Genomic DNA, 2,606 nt, shown 5'->3' with positions numbered 1-2,606 from the left:
GTCAGAATCAGCGTCTTGAACACCTGGTCGGGCACCACGCCGTCGACGCCGAGCGCGGACAGGGCCTCGACGGCCTCCGCGCCGAACGCCTGCTGACGCGGGTCGTGCCGATACCGCAATACCTGGTGCGGAACCTGGGCCGCCGCCAGGGCCGCGATCGCCGGGGTTGCCGCACGTGCCACCGGCCCAGAGTAGAACCGCCCAGGAACACGGTCCGCCACCCGGATCGCGGCCGGAAATAGCCGCCCGGCCGGTGCTGTTATCTGAGGCAGTTGCGTCGCGGCGGCTGGCATCGCCGGCGCACCGCGTACGGGCGAAGACGACCGGCAGATGACATGGTCGGTCGCCGCCGTAAGATCGGACGAAGGGGAGTCGGGTGTCAACAGCGACGTGCCTGGTGGGCGAGGAGCGGTTGGCTCGGCAAGCCGAGCGTCTGGTGCAGCTGCCGAGGCTGGTTGAGGGCACCGCGACAGAAGGGACAGTGTCAATCACGATGGCCGACGAAGGCGCGACCGGGCCCACTCGTTCCGAGGAGACCGACGCGCAGCTGACCGCGCGCTTTGAGCGCGATGCGATCCCGCTGCTGGACCAGCTGTACGGCGGTGCGCTGCGCATGACCCGCAATCCGGCCGACGCCGAGGACCTGCTGCAAGAAACCATGGTGAAGGCCTATGCGGGGTTCCGCTCCTTCAAAGAGGGCACCAACCTCAAGGCGTGGCTGTACCGGATCCTGACCAACACCTACATCAACAGCTACCGCAAAAAACAGCGTCAACCAGGGGTTTATCCGACCGACGAGGTCACCGACTGGCAGCTGGCGGCTTCCGCCGAGCACACGTCGACCGGGCTGCGCTCGGCGGAGGTCGAGGCACTCGAGTCGCTGCCGGACACCGAGATCAAAGACGCGCTGCAGCAGCTCCCCGAAGATTTTCGGATGGCGGTGTACTACGCCGACGTCGAAGGGTTCCCGTACAAGGAGATCGCCGAGATCATGGACACCCCGATCGGGACGGTGATGTCGCGGCTGCACCGCGGCAGACGTCAGTTACGTGGACTGTTGGCCGATGTGGCCAGGGACCGCGGGTTCATACGTGGTGATCAGGCGGCCGAGGAGGTGTCGTCGTGACCGAGTGCTCGTGCGGGGGAGACCCCGCTGACCGCGCGGGTGCCGACCATTCGCACGCCGGGGCCGACTGCGCCGAGGTGATCGCCGAGGTGTGGACACTGCTCGACGGCGAGTGCACCGCGGAAACCAGGGAGAAGCTACGCCGGCACCTCGAGGCATGTCCCGGCTGCTTCCGGCACTACGGGATCGAGGAGCGGATCAAGTCTTTGATCGCCCGCAAGTGCAGCGGCGAGAAAGCCCCCGATAGTTTGCGCGAGCGGTTGCGGCTGGAGATCAGCCGAACCATCATCATCCGCGGCTAAGCGGCTCCGCCGAAACGGCGAAGCGGCCCGTCAGGAGTTGGGCCGCTTGCCGTGGTTGGCTTTGCTGTGTTTGCGGTCACGCTTCTTGCGGCCACGCTTGGCCATAGTTCACCCTCCTTACGGGATTTTTCTTGCAAGGCAGTCTCTCATGTGGCCGGCGGGGTGCCAGGTCACACCCCAACTTGGGGTCGATGGCGGTCTGGTTGGCTGGGTGGTACCGAGGCTGCATTCAGGGCATCGAGTCTGCACTGACGGCGTCGAGACTGCGCTGACGGCGTCGAGTCTGCACTGACGGCGTCGAGACTGCGCTGACGGCGTCGAGTCTGCACTGACGGCGTCGAGACTGTACTGACGGCGTCGAGGCTGCGCTCAGGGCATCGAGCCTGTACGCAGGGCATCGAGCCTGCGCCCAGGCCAAGAAATCGGTCGAATCGACGGCCTCACCGCAGACTCGACGCCCTCACCGCAGCCTCGACGCCCTCACCGCAGCCTCGACGCCCTCACCGCAGACTCGAGGCCCTCACCGCAGACTCGAGGCGAAAGACGCGTCGGTCGACGCGACCGCCCGAACTGACCGGCCCCCATCGCAGAACGCGATCACCCGGGATCGGGCCGCGTCGAGCGTTCGCCCCGGTGAAGCGATCGGCAACGCGAACTCGTTGCCGAACCCCGACCGGTCAGACGACCGGGCCGCTGGGATTGGCCGGCGCGGTGTCGGCCGGGTCTGGCGGTGCGGGGCTGGTCAGCTCCGGTGGCGTCGGGCCGGTGAGACCCGGCGACGCCGACGCCTGGCCGGGCAACGCTGTGGGTGCTTGACCGGGCACCGCGGGTTGGCCGGGCGCGGTGGCATTCGGATAACCCGAGACCCCCGGAGTCTGCCCCGGTAGCCCAGGGGTCTGCCCCGGCAGCGTGGTGCCGGGATAACCGGGCGTCTGGCCCGGCAACTGGCCGGGCGTCTGCCCCGGCAGCGTGGTGCCCGGGTAGCCGGGTGTCTGGCCCGGCACCTGACCCGGGTAGCCGGGGGTCTGCCCCGGCAAGGTGGTGCCCGGGTAGCCCGGCACGGTGGAACCCGGATAGCCGGTGGTCGGCAGCTGCGAGGTGGGGGCGGTGGGCTCGAGGCCCGGGAAGAATTTGTTCAGGATCGCATTGAGCGGTGTGAGCAGCGCATTGGCGACGTT

The 2,606-nt window shown here is 68.2% G+C and carries 3 protein-coding genes and 2 pseudogenes; 2 read left to right on the top strand and 3 right to left on the bottom strand.

Annotation, left to right across the window (positions count from 1 at the left end; translation table 11 throughout):
* A pseudogene (locus BKN37_RS26815) lies at positions 1-182 on the bottom strand (Cys-tRNA(Pro) deacylase); the annotation flags it as partial.
* A 311-nt stretch (positions 183-493) separates the two neighbouring features.
* On the opposite strand from BKN37_RS26815, the gene BKN37_RS26810 reads away from it, so the two are divergent.
* Positions 494-1,126 (top strand): sigma-70 family RNA polymerase sigma factor, encoded by a 633-nt coding sequence (locus BKN37_RS26810; RefSeq protein WP_071030302.1) that lies wholly within the window; start codon positions 494-496, stop codon positions 1,124-1,126.
* On the top strand, positions 1,123-1,428 hold the full coding sequence (rsrA, locus tag BKN37_RS26805) for a mycothiol system anti-sigma-R factor (RefSeq protein WP_071030300.1): 306 nt from the start codon (positions 1,123-1,125) through the stop codon (positions 1,426-1,428). The genes BKN37_RS26810 and rsrA overlap by 4 nt, the downstream gene beginning before the upstream one ends.
* A 30-nt stretch (positions 1,429-1,458) precedes the next feature.
* On the opposite strand, the gene BKN37_RS30485 is transcribed toward rsrA, so the two are convergent.
* Positions 1,459-1,533 carry a 50S ribosomal protein bL37 gene (locus BKN37_RS30485; protein ID WP_085976515.1) on the bottom strand — a complete coding sequence of 25 codons (75 nt, stop codon included), beginning with the start codon at positions 1,531-1,533 and terminating at the stop codon, positions 1,459-1,461.
* 572 nt (positions 1,534-2,105) lie between these two features.
* Positions 2,106-2,606: pseudogene (locus tag BKN37_RS26800) on the bottom strand (hypothetical protein); the annotation flags it as partial.

The sequence above is a fragment of the Mycobacterium talmoniae genome (assembly GCF_001854525.1).
GTDB lineage: Bacteria > Actinomycetota > Actinomycetes > Mycobacteriales > Mycobacteriaceae > Mycobacterium > Mycobacterium talmoniae.
The sequence above is the reverse complement of the archived record's forward strand: the minus strand, read 5'-3'. Positions and strand labels throughout refer to the sequence as shown.

Excerpts from the sequence above, each read along its gene's own strand:
- BKN37_RS26810 (WP_071030302.1), top strand. The coding sequence starts at position 494 with ATGGCCGACGAAGGCGCGACCGGGCCCACTCGTTCCGAGGAGACCGAC.